The organism is Nitrospirota bacterium (assembly GCA_035516965.1).
GTDB lineage: Bacteria > Nitrospirota > UBA9217 > UBA9217 > UBA9217 > MHEA01.
Genome location: DATIZR010000019.1, coordinates 1 through 16,799, shown reverse-complemented (window position 1 = coordinate 16,799; position 16,799 = coordinate 1). Strand labels below are relative to the sequence as shown.

The 16,799-nt window shown below is 56.8% G+C and carries 16 protein-coding genes; 15 read left to right on the top strand and 1 reads right to left on the bottom strand.

All coding sequences use genetic code 11. The features are described from left to right. The first annotated feature begins 97 nt into the window (after positions 1–97). The 3 genes from VL197_01635 to VL197_01625 all read left to right on the top strand — a co-directional run bounded on the left by VL197_01635 (position 98) and on the right by VL197_01625 (position 3,753). Positions 98–1,816, top strand: coding sequence for a ribonuclease J (locus tag VL197_01635; GenBank protein HUJ16670.1), 1,719 nt, complete (start codon positions 98–100; stop codon positions 1,814–1,816). A gap of 144 nt (positions 1,817–1,960) precedes the next feature. Then, entirely contained in the window at positions 1,961–2,338 is a 378-nt protein-coding gene (locus tag VL197_01630; protein ID HUJ16669.1) for a four helix bundle protein, read from the top strand. Positions 2,339–2,982: 644 nt separating this feature from the next. Next, positions 2,983–3,753: an autoinducer binding domain-containing protein gene (locus VL197_01625; GenBank protein HUJ16668.1), complete on the top strand. Its 771-nt coding sequence runs from the start codon at positions 2,983–2,985 to the stop codon at positions 3,751–3,753. Here VL197_01625 and VL197_01620 read toward each other — a convergent pair. Beyond that, positions 3,674–4,435 carry an acyl-homoserine-lactone synthase gene (locus VL197_01620; GenBank protein HUJ16667.1) on the bottom strand — a complete coding sequence of 254 codons (762 nt, stop codon included), beginning with the start codon at positions 4,433–4,435 and terminating at the stop codon, positions 3,674–3,676. The genes VL197_01625 and VL197_01620 overlap by 80 nt on opposite strands. Before the next feature lie 235 nt (positions 4,436–4,670). On the opposite strand from VL197_01620, the gene VL197_01615 reads away from it, so the two are divergent. The 12 genes from VL197_01615 to VL197_01560 form a co-directional block, all read left to right on the top strand. Further along, complete coding sequence (locus VL197_01615) at positions 4,671–6,005, top strand: alpha-amylase domain-containing protein (GenBank protein HUJ16666.1); 1,335 nt, start codon at positions 4,671–4,673, stop codon at positions 6,003–6,005. A gap of 42 nt (positions 6,006–6,047) precedes the next feature. Further along, positions 6,048–6,443 (top strand): hypothetical protein, encoded by a 396-nt coding sequence (locus VL197_01610; GenBank protein HUJ16665.1) that lies wholly within the window; start codon positions 6,048–6,050, stop codon positions 6,441–6,443. A 199-nt stretch (positions 6,444–6,642) separates the two neighbouring features. Then, positions 6,643–7,047, top strand: a complete 405-nt coding sequence (locus VL197_01605; GenBank protein ID HUJ16664.1) for a hypothetical protein — start codon at positions 6,643–6,645, stop codon at positions 7,045–7,047. A 328-nt stretch (positions 7,048–7,375) separates the two neighbouring features. After that, positions 7,376–7,606 carry a hypothetical protein gene (locus VL197_01600; GenBank protein HUJ16663.1) on the top strand — a complete coding sequence of 77 codons (231 nt, stop codon included), beginning with the start codon at positions 7,376–7,378 and terminating at the stop codon, positions 7,604–7,606. A 371-nt stretch (positions 7,607–7,977) separates the two neighbouring features. Then, on the top strand, positions 7,978–9,036 hold the full coding sequence (locus VL197_01595; protein HUJ16662.1) for an IPT/TIG domain-containing protein: 1,059 nt from the start codon (positions 7,978–7,980) through the stop codon (positions 9,034–9,036). Positions 9,037–9,237: 201 nt separating this feature from the next. Next, positions 9,238–9,918 carry a hypothetical protein gene (locus VL197_01590; protein HUJ16661.1) on the top strand — a complete coding sequence of 227 codons (681 nt, stop codon included), beginning with the start codon at positions 9,238–9,240 and terminating at the stop codon, positions 9,916–9,918. Between the two features lie 82 nt (positions 9,919–10,000). Then, positions 10,001–10,969 carry a DUF6765 family protein gene (locus tag VL197_01585; GenBank protein HUJ16660.1) on the top strand — a complete coding sequence of 323 codons (969 nt, stop codon included), beginning with the start codon at positions 10,001–10,003 and terminating at the stop codon, positions 10,967–10,969. 200 nt (positions 10,970–11,169) lie between these two features. Then, on the top strand, positions 11,170–12,294 hold the full coding sequence (locus tag VL197_01580) for a PLP-dependent aspartate aminotransferase family protein (GenBank protein ID HUJ16659.1): 1,125 nt from the start codon (positions 11,170–11,172) through the stop codon (positions 12,292–12,294). Positions 12,295–12,433: 139 nt separating this feature from the next. Beyond that, on the top strand, positions 12,434–14,008 hold the full coding sequence (locus VL197_01575; protein HUJ16658.1) for an FAD-binding oxidoreductase: 1,575 nt from the start codon (positions 12,434–12,436) through the stop codon (positions 14,006–14,008). Beyond that, positions 13,990–14,553: an NAD(P)H-dependent oxidoreductase gene (locus VL197_01570; GenBank protein HUJ16657.1), complete on the top strand. Its 564-nt coding sequence runs from the start codon at positions 13,990–13,992 to the stop codon at positions 14,551–14,553. Before VL197_01575 ends, VL197_01570 begins: the two co-directional genes overlap by 19 nt. Positions 14,554–15,045: 492 nt before the next feature. Continuing rightward, complete coding sequence (locus tag VL197_01565; GenBank protein ID HUJ16656.1) at positions 15,046–15,507, top strand: VOC family protein; 462 nt, start codon at positions 15,046–15,048, stop codon at positions 15,505–15,507. A gap of 95 nt (positions 15,508–15,602) precedes the next feature. After that, positions 15,603–16,799, top strand: a 1,197-nt coding sequence (locus VL197_01560) for a LamG domain-containing protein (GenBank protein HUJ16655.1), incomplete at its 3' end; no start/stop codon positions are given.

Below are 16,799 nucleotides of genomic sequence, written 5' to 3'. Positions count from 1 at the left end.
CGTCCTGCTCCTGCCCCCGCCCCGATGAAGATCGCGCTTGAAAAGCGGCGCTAAATAAGATAGAACAGATCCATCTTCGGCACCGGCAAGGAGCGCTATGCAGGAAGCCCCCGATCCGCAGCAATCGTCCCCCCCTCCCGGCAACGGCAATAGCCTCTCGATCATTCCGCTTGGCGGCGTGGGCGAGATCGGGATGAACATGACCGTCCTCGAATGCGGGACCGACATTCTCGTCATCGACGCAGGGCTCATGTTCCCCGACGCCGAGATGCTCGGCGTGGACATCGTGATCCCCGATTTCTCCTACCTGCTCGAGAACCGGGACCGCGTCCGGGCCGTCGTGCTCACCCACGCCCACGAGGACCACATCGGCGCGCTCCCGTTCCTGCTGCGGGAGCTTCCCGTGCCGGTCTACGGCACGCGGCTGACGCTCGGGTTCGTGAAGGAAAAGCTCAGGGAGCACGGTCTCGATGCCTCGGCGGAGCTCGTCACCGTGAGGCCGCGCGAAGTGGTGGAGCTCGGCTGTTTCAGCGTGGAGTTCATCCGGGTGACGCACAGCATCGTGGACGGCGTCGGCCTGGGCATCACCACGCCCGCGGGCAGGGTCGTCCATACGGGCGACTTCAAGATCGACCCCACGCCCGTGGACGGCGAGGTGATGGACCTCAAGACCTTCGCCGAGTACGGCGACCGGGGAACGCTCGTGCTCCTGTCGGACAGCACCAACGCCGGCCAGGGCGGCTACACCTTCTCGGAGAAGGAGGTGCGGCGCGGGCTGGAGGACATCTTCGGCCGCGCCCGGGGCAGGATCGTGGTGGCCACCTTCGCCTCGAACATCCACCGCGTTCAGCAGATCATCGACGTCGCGGTCATGCACGGCCGCAAGGTGATCCTGAACGGCAAGAGCATGATCGCCAACGCCCAGATCGCGCTCGACCTGGGCTATCTCAGGATGCCGGCGGACACGTGGCTCAGGATCGACGCCCTCAGGAACCTGCCCGACGACCAGGTCGTCCTGATCACCACGGGAAGCCAGGGCGAGCCCATGAGCGCGCTCTCCCGGATGGCGGCCAACGAGCACAAGCACTTCCAGATCAGGAAGGGCGACACCATTATCCTCTCCTCCAAGATGATCCCCGGGAACGAGCGGAGCGTCACGCGCATCATCAACCACCTGTTCAAGCACGGCGCCGAGGTGTTCTACGAGAAGGTTTCCGAGGTGCACGTCTCGGGCCACGCCTCCAAGGAGGAGCTGAAGCTCATGCTCTCCCTCATCAAGCCGAAATACTTCATCCCGGTCCACGGGGAGTACCGCCACCTGGTCTATCATTCCCAGCTCGCGACAAAGGTGAACATCCCCGAGGAGAACATCTTCATCATCGAGAACGGCGTGGTGATGGAGTTCACGGAGAACAGCGCCCGCAGGGCGGGCATCGTGAACGTGGGGAGGGTCTACATCGACGGCAAGACCACCGGATCGGCTGCCGAGGGAGGCGTCGAGACCGTCGTGCTCAGGGACCGGATGAAGCTCGCCCACGACGGCGTGGTGATCGTGATCCTCGGCATCGAGAAGACCACGGGCAGCGTCGTCAGCGGTCCGGACATCGTGTCGCGGGGGTTCGTGTTCGAGGACGCCTCGCAGGAGCTGCTGGCCGAGGTGAAGGACGTGGTCATGGACACGCTCCTGGTCATGATCCCCGAGGCCAAGGGCGACTGGTCGCTCGTCTCGGCCCGGGTCCGGTCCGCGCTCAAGAAGTTCATCAACAAGCGGATGGAGCGCCGGCCCATGATCCTGCCGATCATACTGGAAATATGATGAAACAGACGCGGAGAGGGTAAGGCGGACAGGGGACGCGGAGACGGGAGACACGGAGACGGGAGACACGGAGACAAGCAGACGTTAAGGCAGTCGAGAGACGGTGAAGCGAGGCTGCTACGTCAGGGGCACGGGAGTCGCGGAGTGGGCAATATCCGAGGCCATAACGAGTTAGAGGTAGGGCAGGATGCAATGGATGCGGCCATGGATATCTTCGCGGTCACGAAAACGTTTCCTTCTGAGGAAAGATATTCCCTTGTCGATCAGATACGCAGGTCCTCCCGTTCAGTGCCGGCAAATATTTCAGAAGCCTGGAGAAAGAGGCGGTACGAGGCAGCGTTCAAGAGCAAACTGAACGATTGCGAGTCGGAAGCATGTGAAACGCAAACCCGGATTGAGCTTGCACTGCGTTGTTCTTACATCGAGAAGCAGACCGCGGAGAGCCTGGATCAGAAATATGAACACATCATGGCACGGCTCGTTGCCATGATTCGGGATTCAGGCAACTCGATTTTGCGGTAGTCATGTTGTCAGGCCTTTCGCCTTGTCGTTTCTACTCTGACCCCTTCGCTACTCGGTCACCGCGTCCGCTTTACGTTTTTCCCCGTCGCCCCGTCACCGCGTCTGATTTGCGATTTCCCCCCCTCGGTCCCTATTCCCTTCATGAACCGATGGCAATGAAGGGTCCCACCCTGAAGGCCTGACTTTTTTATCGCGCAAAGCCGCAAAGTCGCAAAGGGGACCCCAACCGCGTGGAGTTGAGCAGCGAACCCTGCAGGCCGACCTGTTCGACGCTGCCCACTACCTGATCGCGCTCGACAGGGACAACAAGGGCAAGCCGTACCTCACGCAGGCCTGCGACTGGTTCAAACAGAAGGGGATGAAGGTGTGCGAGAACCCGTAGGCCGGCTGCACCGAAGAAAGGCAGGAAGCGGTCCGAATGCCGGATTTTTTATTTCTTGACAAGCAGGGAAATGTTCACGATAATAAAACACGCCTCGATTCAAATACGTATATCGAATAACGAACGTTACCTTTCGTAGCATGTTTGCAGTGTCCGTTCGAAGAAATGCATCAGGATTCACTCATCGCCCTTCTGCAAAAAAAATTTATCGGGACGCGAAGTATCAAACGGGCCGATTTCCGCCCGTGAGGGGATCACAGCCATGGGCCTGTCTTCGGCAACAAAAGCCGGTATTCATAACCTGTCCCATCAGGACGCCTGTTCTCTTCTCGAACTGATCCAGGAGAGCCTTGCCTGCCACGATCTGGATGCGTTCAGGGGACTCCTTGCGAGATTGAAGACGTTGATGGCCTACGATGTCACCACGTGCCTTGTCTGCAAAAAGGGAATGGACGGGCAGATCCGGTCACTCGATATCGTCAATGAAAACTATCCCTCGGAATGGATCGAGCTCTACGTCACGAGAAATTACGAGCAGATCGACCCCGTTCTCCAGGAGAATTTCGCAAACTTCCGGATCCAATACTGGGCCGACACCTACCGGAAGATGCCGCCTCCGAAGGGGTTCCTTTCCCTCGCCCAGGACTTCGGCCTCGACCGCGGCTACACGCACGGAGTCCGGAGCTTCACCGGCGAAGAGGGGAGCCTGTTCTCCTTTGCCGGAAGGGCCGTGGAGCAGAGCGGCCGCACGGAAACCATTCTCGACGTCTCCATCCCTCATCTCCACCAGGCGCTCTGCAGGGCCGTCAAGTACGACCGGTCCCGGACAGCAGGCACCCTGTCGCTTCGGGAGAAGGAGGTGCTGAGGTGGATGACGCAGGGAAAAAGCACCTGGGACATTTCCCGGATCCTGCGCATCAGCGAAAGGACCGTCCACTTTCACGGTCAAAACATCAAGCTGAAGCTGAACGCGTCGAGCAGGTCCCATGCGGTTGCGATTGCCCTGGAAGCGGGGATAATCGAGTCGGCCTGAACCAGTCGAACAGATCCGGCCGTTTGACCGCGTTCATCGTTTCAAATTCATGCCAGTCCAGCATCACGGCGACGACCGTGACCCCGTCGGGCATCGTCGCGGGCCTCCCGATCAATTGGTAGGGAAAACCTTTGAGACAGTACAGACGGTATACCTTCAGCTCCGTTACCGCGTAGAGATATTGTATCCTGTTGAGCACGCACCACTGATAGACTCCCTTGAACAGAATCAGGGATATCCGGTGCACATCGAAATTGCCGGCCAGGTGATTGTGCCGCGCCTCGGGCGCAACGCATAACCGGGAGATCTCGGCCGTATCCATTTCCTTCCTTATCCGGTGCTCCGGGCCGACGAGAGACAGAAACTCCTTCTCCATCATGAACTGGCGGCCGGGCATGATGAGCCGGAGGAAGGAAACCAGCCTGTTACCCGCATCGAAGACCCCGAAGAAGACCGCGTTCCGGTCGTACTCATCAGACTCCATGGCATCGGTGGAGTGAAGGACCCATTTCAGCTCATCGCAGAAGATCCGGTGGCGCAGCCGGTAGGCCTGCGCCTTGTCCTTCTCCTCGATGAGGGTCCTCACCGTGAGATCCGCCTCCTGCAGTACGATGCTTCGATAGTCCATCCGACCCGTCACTTCCGGCAACATCCCGCCTGTATCTACAATCCGCATATTCATAGTTCCTCCTTTTTGGAATGATCTGACACCCATCAATAGCATCGAACGCGGGCAAATGCACCTGTCACTATTGACAGGTGACGTATCCGGGATTTCCTACTATAGTTTAAAGAGGAAACCAGCGGAGGACGCCGGGATGCATTGGCCGGAATCCGCACGAAGAAGAACGCCACGCGCAATAACACTTGTCCGTTCCCACAACACCCATTGCTAATCGACATCGTGAGGAGGTTCCGTGGGCGTCATCATGCAGGCGTTCTACTGGGATTGCCCCAGGCTGGAAGGAAAAGAATACGAGTGGTGGGACCACGTCAAGGGAAAGGTCCCCTCGCTGAAAGACGCGGGCTTCACCGCGCTCTGGCTGCCTCCCGCGAGCAAGGCCGCCAACCTGAGCGGCCCCTCGATGGGGTACGACCCGTATGACTACTACGACCTCGGGGACATCGCCCAGAAGGGATCGACAAAGACCTGGTTCGGCTCGAAGGACCAGCTGCTCGCACTGATCCGGGCCGCCCACGACAGCGGCATGAACGTGTATGCCGACCTGGTGATCAATCACAACAGCGGGGGGGACAGCGAGGAGCTGAACCCCCTCGACAATCAGAAGAGATGGACGAGGTTCATTCCCAAGAGCGGCAAGTTCAAGCGCGACTACACCTATTTTCATCCTTCCCCGTACGAACGCTGGGACCAGATGGCCTTCGGCGACATGCCCGACCTTTGCCACCGGAACCCCGCCGTGTACACCCATCTCATCGAATACGCGAAGTGGCTCCTGGAAGACATACGTTTCGACGGTTTCCGGTATGACTGCGTCAAGGGGTACGGAGGCTGGATGGTCCGCGCGATCCAGGAGCTGCGGGCGATCAGGAACGGAACGGTCTTGAAGCCCTTCGGCGTGGGCGAATGCTGGGACAGCGACCGCAGGATCTCTGACTGGCTCGACGAAACGAATGCCTGGTCCGACAACCCGGCAGGCGCCTTCGATTTTCCGCTGCGCTATCGCCTGAAGGACCTGTGCGACACCTACGGGTTCAGCCTGAGGAGCCTGGCCGAGGGCGGGACCCTCATGAAAGACAGGCCCTATCAGGCCGTCACGTTCGTGGAAAACCACGACATTGCGCGCGACGATCCGATCGTGAACGAAAAGATGCTGGCCTACGCCTTCATCCTGACCCACGAGGGTTACCCCTGCGTGTTCTGGCAGGACTACTACACGTGGGGACTGGCGCAGGCAGGGCTCAAGGGCGGGATCGATGCCCTCGTGCGGGTGCATGAAGACCACGCGGGGGGTGGAACATCAATCCTCCATTGCGACGACGACCTCTACATCATGCAGCGAAGCGGCATGGGCGCGCAAAAGGGGCTCGTCTTCGTCATGAACAACCGGGGCGATGCCTGGAACGGGGCAGGGGTAAAGACGCAGTGGAGCAACACGAGATTCGTTCCTGCGGCGTGGCGCGGAAGGGACGATGCGGGGATTCCGCAGGAGCAATGGACCAACGGCGATGGTTGGGGTGAATTCTACGCCCCGCCAAGAGGGTATGCGGTGTATGTGCTGGAGGGGTGAGGGTTTTGACCCAACATGAAAAAGCCGGAGGAAAGAATAGGGATGGTTAAGCCCGATGTACAGCAAATGCTCCAGGCGCGCGACGCCCTGATCGATATGGCCGGCAATCTGAGAAAGCTCAAACAGCAAAAGGTTGAGCAGCTCTCCATAGACGATATAGCAAAGATAAACCAGGCCATCGTCGATACGCTCAACAAAGCGTCAGCCGTGCACGCAAAAACCATCGGAAGCAGGGCAGGCAATATCCAAAATTGCATCTCCAGGATCGACGACGCAAAGAAAGCCCTGAGCAGCGCGGTGGACACTGCGGGGCGGGTCAAGAACGTGATGAAAATAGCCGAGCCTGTCGTACAACTGGCCTCGGCCGTCGCCCTGGGAGATGTGCAATCGATCATGCGTTCGGCCGGCGATGTGATTGACGCGACAAAGTCCAATTAACACGAGAAGCTTAGCACACTCTCCGGACACCCGGATGCTGAGAAAGTAACAAACGGCTCGGTAACAGTTTGAGTAGGCGCCGCTTACCTATGATGAAGAGACTCTCTGGGTCCCGCGTCCAACAGCCGAGATTTGATCGTGAGTTCCAATGATGATATGAAAAACATCCGCGCATTTAATCGCTGAATGAGCCAACCAAATGAAGGAGGACGAAATGGGACTGCGAACAGACCTTGATGGGCTCAGATTTAGAAAACCTGGCGAAGATACTGTCTACGTGATTGACCAAGGCAAAAAGCGTGGAATACCGAACCCAGGGGTTTATGATGCACTTTTTAAAACATGGGACAATATCCACCTCGACATTGACATCAATGCCATAGACGATGGGCCAGCCGTGGATCAAACAGCGATACTTTTCAGATGCTACGACAATCCTAAGGTGTTTTTGTTTGACAACGGAAAGAAAAGATGGATTGAATCCCCGGCAGTAATGGATAGGTTCCAGTTCAACTGGAATAGTATTCATGTTTGGAATACACCACTTAGTGCCATTGGATACCCTGATGGACCCACTATTACTAAAACAGGTCGTCCAGACTAGGAGGGCTTCTGATAAGTTTGATCAGCGGTCAATAATAGTTGCATCGGTTGCGGGTAATGCGCGGATGTTTAAAAAAACACAAAATAATTTTCATGCAGCGATATCGTGCAAGCAAAAGTTCAGCCGGCGACGCGATCTACGCTGCGAAAGTTAATTGACTTGTCAGGCTAGCCGCGTCAGCACGGACAACCTGTAGATAGAGTAACAAACGGCACGAAAACAAGATGAATAAGCCAGCCCTGTCTATGTCTCTGATGCAGATCTGATCCTTTTAACTTCGGGTATATTTGTCAACATCCTAGATTTGACCACGAGTGCGCTTTCAGCCGTGCACGCAAAAACCATCGGAAGCAGGGGAGGCAATATACAGAATTGCATATCCAGGATCGATGACGCAAAAAAAGCCCTGAGCAGCGCGGCGGACACCGCGGGGCGGGTCAAGAACGTGATGAAAATAGCCGAGCCTGTCGTACAACTGGCTTCAGCCGTCGCCCTGGGAGATGTTCAATCGATCATGCATTCGGCCGGCGATGTGATCGACGCGACAAAGGCTAATTAACTCTTGAAGCTCAACTCGTCCACTCGGCCGGCCGGGAGAGAGGGCAACAAAAATGCGGTAGCAGTTTGCAGAAGCGAACCTTGGATATGATGAAGACTTGAACTTCTTGAGTCCGGGCGCAGTTGTCAACATCCGAGATTTGTCGCCGAGTGTGACCCCTATTAAGGTTGGCAGGGGCCAAGCCCCGCACCTTATATCAGGGTTACTCAGTTAGCGTTTATTTGACCATAGGAGCATTAAGAGGGCGTTGCCCAGTCGTCGGCCTAGACCTGGCGGGGCAATATGTGATAAGAACGGGCCTGTCAACTTTCGCGGACTGCAGGGACTATCCGCACGTCGGGTGCGGTAGCAATCGCCGAAAAGGAGGCATTATGCGTATACGTCGCATCACATTCATCGCCGTTATCGCAGTGGTCGTCTTTGCAGCAGCAGCCGTAAATATTCATGCGGACCAGCCTGAGGCACGCTTCAGTCCCGATCGAATCCTGAAGGGCACAACTCCGACGATTATAATCACGCTGGACAAGAGCATCCAAAATCAGGAAGAGATCAAAAATATTCGATTAGGCGGACAAGTAGTCGACGTGAAACGGTCGGAGGGCAAGTTGTCCGTCCAACTTCCGAAACTCGACCTTGTAGGTCTGGCCGACGTTGAGGTCCTCGGCAAGGACGACAAGGTGGTGGCCGTAGGACAACTGAAATATGTAGAGTCCACGGAGAGAATCAAGGGAGTCTGGCTTCTCCTTCTATATGTTTTTCTCATCGTTTTGCCGCCGTCTATTTTCACTTTTTACGACATCAATAGGAGTTACGCGGAGCGGTCCAAAGTTCTCAACAAACTGGACGGGTGTAATGCGACCATCGACCAGATCAAGGCCCTCCTCGCGGACATGGACCAGGGGCCAACAGGCCTCACTGGGCTCACGCGAGGCATTGTCGCAGTGACGCTCATCCTCGTCCTGGCTATTGCAGTCTTCCACCTCGTCGTGTTCCCGCCCGGCAAGGTTCCCGACATAGCGGAGAAGCTACTCATGTTACTGGCCGGCACCTTGACAGCGATCACGGGATTCTACTTTGGTTCCAAGGCCGCCACTGAGGCCGCCAGCGCCACCAAGTCCGGTGACGGAAAGACCGGGGGTTCCGTAGTACCCACAGTGCCCACGATATCGCAAGTCGATCCGACCGAGGGAGCCAAGGCCGGTGACAAGGTCACGGTGACTGGCAAAGGGTTTGGCAAACAGCAAGGGAAAGGCATTGTGAAGTTCGATGAACAGAAAGGTGCGGTTGATAAGAAGGAAGACTGGACAGACACGTCAATTAAAGTCGCTGTCCCGTCCGGAATGTCACCTACACAAGTCAAGATCGTCGTGACGAATGACGACGGGAAACCTTCTGAGCCGTATCCATACAACATCATTCGCCAAAATTAAGGGTTTTAGGGACATTGTCTCCTGGGTTGAGTTTTTTTGCCTAATTAAGTTAAGCGCGCTGAGTGACAACGTCCCTATTTGTCCAAGCCTGAGGAACACGACGAAATAATGGTATAGAGAGAGGTCATTTTGATAGCAAGCGCTTTGAAATTGAATTTGTGAAGAGATCTTTTATAAGAGCTAAGATAAGGAGGATTTGCAATGAAAAAGATTTACCTGCCAGTCGCAGTAGCGCTTCTGAATTTAACATTTTTATCGACAGCTTTTGGTCTAGCATTGGAAACACTAGATGCAAGCACGATGAATAAAAAGCAGATTGAACAAAAATACGAAGAGAATAAGAAAAAAATTGCAGAATCACCCTCCAGTCCTCAGGAAAAAGAAGATCTGTCTAAAAAAAATGATCAGAACTATGAAGCCGCTCAGCAAAATCTAGAGATGTACGGGTTTAAATTTGGCATAGGGTTGTTGGGATCTCATTTCCATGGTAAATCAAGGGTTGTTGCGACGTCAGTGCAAAATGGCATAGTCTCCATTGATGAAGGAGATAACAATATATTAGGAGCAGTGTTTGAAACCCATAACTTCTTCGGACACATCACAGGACCGCTGTATTGGGGATGGTTTTTAGGTGTGCAAACGACAAATGACAAGATTGTCGAGTCCGCAATCGCCGGCCTAATGCTTGCTACAAAATACAAAAATAACCCTACCGACGGTGGCAGTTTCAATATCGGCTTTGGATTCATTATGGACCCAAACGCCCGGGTCTTGGCCGATGGGTTTGAGGCAGGCATGCCTCTACCAGCAGGTGAGCAGGGGGTCAGAACTAAGAAAGTAACAAAAACCGGATACGGAGTTGTCATCTCATACGGCTTTTAACCCCCCCCCGCAGGCGTTTGAAGACTTAACACCATTAGTCACGAGGGTATGAACGCGAATTACAGTTAATTGAGGAGGCCGCATGCAAATCGATTTTCATTACTACCTTATATATGGCTTGGCAAAGGAAGCAGCGTACACCGATGCAGATGCGGAAGTGCTCGCCTACGCGTCGCAATACGTTGACAACAACAAGGAACGCCAGTACGTCGTGTCGGACGAGTTTGGCCGATTTTACGTGGATTTCCCAAAACGAATCGAGGATGCCACGGAGATCACGTTCCCGATAATTACCCAAGGTGAGGATTTCACTTGCTTCGACCTTCATGTTCAGCGTTACGCCTATTGCCCCTTTCATTTCATTCCCGGGGACAACAAGGCGTCCATAAACGGGCACACAAACCCTCTCTGTACTGATGAGGGCTGCACCCGCTCGACGGCACTCGTCAATGCGGCAAAATCGCAAAATGATCTATACAAGCTCGGAATTGCTCTTCATACTTACGCGGATACATGGTCGCATACACGGTTCAGCGCATTTCATGAAGACTGGAACAGGGTCTACCACAACATTGTAAAAAACATCCCGCCGAATATAGGACAAGCCGAAGTCCTCACGATGCCGGACGAGATATCCACCACATGGAGGGACGAAAGGATCAACGAGGACATAAAGAATCGGGACCGAGCCATTCAGGCCATGGAGGCAATATTCGGCTTGATAAATAAAGGGTCCGCGAGTTGGAGTGGTGTAAAGGGAGCATGCGAGCAATTTGTCGGGGCTACGGATAGTAATTCGCGAATTAAACAGATACGAAACAAATACAGCATCCAGTTCGAATACGATGAAGACAAGTGGATCAACGAGGCGCTTAGTTTTATAAGAAACACCGGGAACATCCTTGACGCCACCACGATCCCGGGAGCACCTTTGCCGCGGCCGGGATTCGTCAACATCACTTTAAAAGACGGAAATGCTCACTGGATCAGATTTCAGCACGCGGCAAAAACGCAGCTTTCGTGGGTGCTGGATTCAGCGAAGTTTATTTAAATACCCGTGATGGCTGTTGGCATATTTTAATTGGCAGCTGGGAGAGTATATTAATATAGAAAGCGACGTTATTTTTAATTTTTTAAAGCCCTTGCCCTCATTCGGCAATGGGCTTTTTATCTTTTCGCCTTGATATTCCGAGCCGTTTATAATAAGCTTTTTTAAACGAAAGGGACGGGACTGCGGGAAGGGGAAAGGGAATGAAAAAGGACACGCAATGCGTTCATAGCGGCGGCATCTTCGACCCGGTAACCGGCGGGGTGAACACGCCGATCTACCCCTCTTCGGCCTTCGAGTACCGCGACCGGCAGGACGTTCCCTATCCGCGCTACTTCAACACGCCCAACCAGCGCGTCATCGTCGAGAAGCTCTGCAGCCTCGAAGGCGCCGAGGACGGCGTGCTGTTCGGCTCGGGCATGGCTGCGATCAGTACGACCGTCTGCGCCTTTGCCAGGGCCGGGGACCACGTGGTCATGATGGACGAGCTCTACGGGGGGACGCATTCCTTCGCGACCGACGCGTTCGCCCGGCTCGGCATCGCGCACACCTTCGCGGCCACGAGCGCCGAGGCCGTATGCGCGGCGATCCGCAAGGAAACGAAGGTCGTGGTCATCGAGTCCCCGACGAACCCGCTCCTGAGCGTTATCGACATCCGGAAGGTGGCAGCCTGCTGCAGGGACAAGGGCGTGGTCTCGATCATCGACAACACCTTCGCCAGCCCGGTCCTGCAGAACCCGCTCGGCCTCGGCATGGATGTGGTCGTGCACAGCGGCACGAAGTATCTCGGCGGCCACAGCGACCTCTGCTGCGGCATAACGGTGACTTCAACCGAAAAGGCGAAGACCATCCGCGACCTTGCCAGGCACTTCGGCGGAGTCATGAACGCCCAAACCTGCTACCTGCTCGAGCGGAGCCTGAAGACCCTTGCTCTCAGGATGGAGCGTCAGACCTCGAACGCCGGCAGGATCGCGGGATATCTTTCGGAGCGGAAAGAAGTGAAGAAGGTCTTTTACCCCGGCCTCGCCGGTTCGCAGGGCCACAGCCTCGCCCGGTCGCAGATGACGGGCTTCGGCGCCATGCTTTCCTTCGAGCTGGACGCAGCCGTCAGCCCCGATGACTGCCTCCGGCGCTTGAAGCTCATCCGGCCTGCCGTGAGCCTCGGCGGGATCGAGACTACGATCTGCTCGCCGGCAAAGACGTCGCATGCGAAGATGTCGGCGGAAGAACGGAAACGGATCGGAGTGAGCGACGCGCTGCTGCGGCTGTCCGTGGGCATCGAGCACGTGGAGGACCTGATCGAGGACCTGGGACAGGCGATGGGGTGAAGAAAAAGATCCGACTCCATGAGGGCTTGATCGAGAGAATGGCGAGCATTTGACGGTCTGGCGTAATGCTTGTCACGTATCAACGTCCCCTGTGCTGCGCACGGGACCCTGGCAGGGGGCAAGGGAGGAAGAGGGAGCCGTGAACGCGCCCTTCAAGAGCGTTCTTAAACGGCTGGGCTGTACGGCGCTGATCGCGGTCGCGCTGCTTTTCGGGGCATCGGTCCGGAGAGCGATCGTCACGCCCGTTGAACGGCCCGCATTGCCGGCCGTTGTGAATGACATTACCCAACTCAATCCGATCGCGGTGGCGCGCATCATAACGCCGACAACGACCGAAGAGATCGTCGAAGCCGTTAAACGCAATCCCGGACCCATCTCGATCGGCGGCGGCAGGTACAGCATGGGCGGACAAACGGCGACGGAAGGCGCGCTTCACATCGACATGCGCGGGTTCAACAAGATCCTCGCGTTCTCTCCCGTTGCAAGGACCATCACGGTCCAGGCGGGCGCACGGTGGCGTCAGATCCAGGAACGGATCGATCCCTACGGCCTCTCCGTCCGGATCATGCAGACCTATGCGAATTTTACGGTCGGCGGGTCGCTTTCCGTCAATGCGCACGGCAGGTATCTCGGACAGGGGCCCCTTGTCCTCTCGGTGCGTGCGTTGAAGGTCGTTCTGGCGAACGGGGCGCTTGTCGAAGCTACCCCTGCCAGGAACCGCGAGCTTTTCTACGGGGTCATCGGGGGATACGGGGGCCTGGGCGTCATCACCGAGGCGACCCTCGATCTGACCGACAACGGCAGGGTAAAGCGCCGGCACCGGACGATGCCCCTTGCCGACTACCCGGGCTACTTCTTCCGGGAGGTTCGTGGATCAAAGGAGATCGTATTCCACAATGCCGATATCTACCCCGACGCGTACGACACGGTCCATGCTGTATCCTATGTGAAGACCGACGAACCGGCAACCGGACAGGAGCGGCTGATGCCGAGGGGCAGGAACTACTCCCTCGACCGCTTCACCTATTGGGTGATCTCCGAATGGCCGATGGGCAAGGCCATCCGCCAGTATATCGTGGACTCCCTGATGTACCGGGGCGAATGCGTGGAGTGGCGTAATTACGAGGCGAGCTATGACGTTGCGGAGCTGGAGCCGTCCTCACGCAGCGACTCGACCTATGTTCTTCAGGAATATTTCGTTCCCGTAGAGCGGTTCGACGAATTCGTTCCGAGAATGTGCGACTGCTTCCGGCACCACCGGGTCAACGTCATCAACGTCTCGGTCCGGCATGCCGAACGCGACCCGGGAACGATCATGGCATGGGCCCGGCAGGAGGTCTTCGCATTCGTCGTGTATTATAAACAGGGCACGGACAGCGCGTCGCGGGAAAAGGTCGCGGCCTGGACCCGCGAATTGATCGATGCGGCAATAAACGCGGGCGGCACTTACTACCTGCCGTATCAACCGCATGCGACCTATGAGCAATTCCTGAGGGCCTATCCCCGCGCGCCGGAGTTCTTCGCCCTGAAAAGAATGGTGGACCCGACAAACAAATTCCGGAACAAGCTCTGGGACAAGTATTACGACGCCTATCAGAGCACCGCACTTCCGGTCAGCTCACGGGTCGATCCGGCAGGCCTTCGCAGCCGAGCACCTGGTGAAGGGCTCGGGTTGGCAGGGAGAGAGGAGCGGCAATGGCACGGAAAAGAATAGCGGTCATCGTCGGAAGCCTGCGCAGGGACTCGCTCAACCGCAAAATGGCAAAGGCGATGATGAAGCTTGCACCTGATTCGCTCGAGCTCGAGATCATCGAGATCGGAGGGCTTCCGCTCTATAATCAGGACCTTGATAATGATAACCCGCCGGCAGTCTGGACCGAGTTCCGGGAGCGCCTGAAGAAGTTCGACGGGGTCCTGTTCGTAACACCCGAGTACAATCGCTCCATGCCCGGAGCGCTCAAGAACGCCATCGACGTGGGTTCCCGTCCCTATGGAAAGAACAGGTGGGCGGGAAAGCCGGGCGCGGTGGTGAGTGTCTCGCCGGGAGCCATCGGCGGATTCGGCGCGAACCACCACTTGAGGCAATCGCTGGTGTTCATCGATGTCCCCGCAATGCAGCAGCCGGAGGCGTATATAGGGAATGCCGCGAATCTCTTCGACGAGAGCGGCAATCTCACCAATGATTCGGTCCGTGAATTCGCGGCGAAGTTCATGCATGCCTTTGCTGCGTGGGTTGCGACCAACACCGCGGGCAAATGACCGGAGCGCATAGAAAAGAGTGTCAATTCCAAAGTCCGAGCCCGGATGGGCTCTTTGTAACAATCAAAAAGACGAGGTTCGCAGGTCCTCGCACCTGTATAAATCTCTTGTCACCTTTCTTGCGTGCCCAAGCAAGGTGACCCAAAGAAGGGCACCCGGCGACCATTCTTGTCCGTCATGCTCGGTCGTCCTCGGTACATTTCGGAAACTTGCCCTTTGGGCTTCGGACATCCGAAATGCTTCACCCTCGTCCTCGGTCACCTGCCGGGAATAGCCGCATGGGACTTCTGCAAGGCGCAGGGAAAGCAAGGCATTTAACCAAACCCGGCATGTCCCAGAAGTTTACCTCTGCGTCTTTGCGGCTTTGCGCGAGAAATAAGTTTAGCACTCGTTTATGGCCGCTGGGTGAAGCCCCAGAATTCATAAGGAAGAAGTAAGAGGCTGTAGGTGTTTACTTAATTCATCCTTCTTACTTCAGAAGGAGAGTATGCTATGGATCCCGTCGTTCACTTTGAGATGCCCTTCGAAGACCGTGTGCGCATGGCGAAGTTCTACAGGTCCGCATTCGGCTGGCAGACACAGATGCTTGGCGAGGAGATGGGCAGCTATGTCCTCGCGACGACCGTCGAAACCGGCGAGAAGGGGCCTACCAGGCCCGGTGCGATCAACGGAGGATTCTACCCGAAGAAACCCGACTGGCCAGCGCAATATCCGTCCCTTGTCATCGCGGTGGGCGATATCAAAACAGCGATCGCGAAGGTCGTCAAGGCGGGCGGCATTGTGCTTGGCGAGCCCATGGAGATACCCGGCGTGGGAAGCTACGTCTCGTTCACCGACCCCGAGGGCAACCGCGTAAGCATGCTGCAGCCCGTCCCGCGCAACTGGCATGCACCGAAGAAGAAAACGAAGAAAAAGATAGTGAAGAAGAAAGCGGCGAAGAAAGGCGCGGCGTGATCGAAAAAGGCAGTCCGGCGCCCGGCAGGCAAGCGGGTATAGGTAGCGGTTAGTTGAAGCGGAAAGACCAATTACCTCACATCAGGAGGAAGCATATGGATCGGAAGATGACAACCCAGGCTTCACTCGGCATAGTGGTCCTTTTCATTTCCTTTATGATCACGGGATGCAGCGGAGGAGGAGGCGGAGTCGGGTTCGTGGCTCCGCCCGCGGCCACCTATTCTGTCGGCGGCGTCGTAAGCGGACTGACCGGCACGGGTCTCGTCCTGACGAACAACGGCGGAGACAACCTCGCGCTTTCCTCCAACGGCACGTTCACGTTCCCGACGGGTCTCAGCAGCAATGCCACTTACAGCGTCGCCTCTGTGGCGCAGCCTGGAGGCAAGCAGTGCGTCGTCACCAGCGGGACGGGCACGGTCGGCAGCGCAAACGTCACCGATGTAGCCGTCGTCTGCACCGTGACCGACGTGACCAGCGGCCTGGCGGCCGAGTACCAATGCGACGGCAATGTGAACGATTCCGTGGGCAGCGCGAACGGCACGCCGAGCGGCGGCTTCGCCTATACGACGGACCGGTACGGGAACAGCAGCTCGGCATGCAGCTTCAACGGTACCGACGCCAAGGTCCACGTGGCCGGCGCCATCTCCGCGCCGGGCAGCACCGGTTTCAGCCTCTCCCTCTGGACGAAAACCACCAACACCACCTTCACGGGATCGATCGTCTACGGCAACTTCCTCTTCAGCATCCACGGATCGATGATCCTCACCGTGATCCCCGGTGCGACCATGAGCACGTCCATGACGTATTCGCAGAACACCTGGGCCCATGTCGTCGGGACCTATGATGACACAACGGGGCTGATCAAGCTCTATAAGGATGGAGCGCTTGTGTCGCAGGCCACGAAATCGGGCGCAGTGGGAGCGGCGTCCCTGACGTCGCTCGACCTCGGCCAGAACGCCTGGCCGGCGGCCACCTACTGGAACGGTGCGCTCGACGATATCCGATACTACGGCCGCACGTTGTCAGACAGCGAAGTGCAGCAGTTGTACGACTACCAGAAGCCGGCGAGCCGCAAGACGTTCGTCACTGCCACGGTGTTCGACGGGAACCTGGTCGCCGCCGAGGGGACGCACAAGGCAACGGGGATCGGGGCGGCAGATGCCTTGTGCCTCAAGGATGGCAACTATCCCGGGGCCGGTGTCTACAAAGCGTTCCTGGTGGATGCCGCAAACAGGGTTGCCTCGGTAAGCGCCAATGCCGGCGACGGTCAGATCGGGTGGGTCTTGAGGCCG